Origin of the sequence: Micromonospora sp. KC721 (assembly GCF_004348355.1) — a bacterium.
GTDB lineage: Bacteria > Actinomycetota > Actinomycetes > Mycobacteriales > Micromonosporaceae > Micromonospora.
Map to the genome: position 1 here is coordinate 1 of NZ_SMJY01000372.1, position 1,821 is coordinate 1,821.

Annotated in this window: 1 protein-coding gene; it reads right to left on the reverse strand. The window is 71.2% G+C overall.

All coding sequences use genetic code 11. The annotated features are described in order from the left end of the window. Nucleotides 1-1,014, reverse strand: a 1,014-nt coding sequence (locus tag E1182_RS30410; RefSeq protein ID WP_132271170.1) for a hypothetical protein, incomplete at its 3' end; no start/stop codon positions are given. Nucleotides 1,015-1,821 lie beyond the last annotated feature (807 nt).

Genomic DNA, 1,821 nt, shown 5'->3' on the forward strand with positions numbered 1-1,821 from the left:
GGGGAGGATCTCGGCGCTCGGAGTCCACTGGATCTCGGTGCCGGGAGTGAAGTACGCCTGGTAGCTGCCGGGGACGGCGCCGACGGTGACCGAGGCGCCAAAGCCAGCGGGGAGCTCAGGGTCGCGGCCCCGGGCGCCGATGCGCCCGCACCCGCCTGCGTTCTGGCCGTTGATCCGGATGGAGACGGCGGCCAGTTCCCTGCTCCGGGCGGTGAACTGTGGCCGGTCGGGGATGCCGTCGGCCGCCTCGAACGTCAGGTGGTAGAGGTAGGGGCTGGTGCGCGAGCCGTTCTGGCTCAACGCCGCGTAGACGTTCAGGTCGAGTCCTTCGACCGGGCCGGTGGGCTTGACGTACAGGCCAGCCGGATAGTCGAAGTCCGCCGCGTACCAGATCTCCTGTCCCGGGGTGGAGCGCGTGACCTGCACCGTACCTGCGACCAGCCGGGCGTCGGGGCGGTCCACCGAGGCGCCGACCCGCGCGGTGTCGCGGGCGTCGAGCACTGCCGAGGCGGAACCGTCGACGGTCACCAGAGTGTCCATCGGCATGCTCAGCGACATCCCGGCGTGTTCGACCGTCTCGACGAAGGATTGCACCAGGTACGACCCGGCGGCCACCTGAGCCGTACCCTCACCGTCGGTGAGGGCGACCACGGTGAGGTCGCCGCTGGCCAGATCGAAGGCGAGGGCGTAGCTGGCGCGCTCGGTGCTCGGTGCCGCGCCGAGCCGGTCCCGAACCAGCACCCGCAGGGTGGCGAGATCCTCCGTCGCAGCACGGGTTCGGCCCTGCGCCGAAGCGGGCCGGCCGGAGGTCCCCCTGCGCCAGTGGCGTGGGTCGACCGTGCTGGGGGTGATGGTGGCACCGAGGGTGGCGTTTCCCGTGGTCTCCGCGCGGTCGGCCGCCAAGGCGGTGGGCGGGATCAGCACGGTCGCGACGCCGGCACTGGCGAGAGCGAGCGTCGCCGTGGTGGCGGCGACTCCGCGTTTCGGTCTCTGGTGGACGGCGGGTGAGGCCACGATGCGGCTGATCCGATGGGCCGGACCACCCGCAACCCACGCCGCGCGCGGTCCGCTGGGTACGTCCTCAGTGCCCGTTGAGTAACTGGATCATGGGGGTGGGTGGTCGGCCGGTGGCGTGGTGGCGGGCCAGACATGTGCCATGGTGGGGATGCCCGTCCTGTTCAGGCCGACCGGCCCTCGGTGCCCAACCCCCTGACACCCCGCGAGACCGAATCCTGGTGGCGTGACGAATCGGTCGTCCCACCGGTCCCCCCGCCACTCCCTCAGCGGAGGGAGCGTGATCCCTTATCCAGGGGAGGACGGGCGATCCATCGCCAGGTCTCATTGACTCATGGTTGCCAGTCGGTGTCTTGTCAGTTCTCGGGTGGTCGGTCGAGTTGTTGACCGATCGCATCCGCACGGGTGGAGGTTGCGGCTGCCGGCGTGGCCGGTGTTGGCACCGGGCTGGGCCGGGACCAGCCGGTTGACCCCGTCCACGGTCGAGGTGGTCGGGCGATGACAGCGAGGCAGCGGCCCTGGCGCGTGCGAGTTCCGGAGCGGTACGGCCACGCGGCCAGCACGTCGTCGGGACACCCTCGCCAGGGGGTTGACGTGTCGGAGGGTGCCGATCGCTCTTCCCGAACGGCTGCGGGTGCCCGGGTCTGGCCGTGGACGGTGTCGTGCGTCGTGTTCGTCGTCGCGGAGGTGGCTCTGCGTGCGTACTGGATCGCGGGTGGCCGGTGGGGGTACACCGCCTGCGACCGCACCGATCTGGTCGACTCGGCGGGAGGCTGCGGCGCGGACCGGGTTGAGACGTTGGCGTTC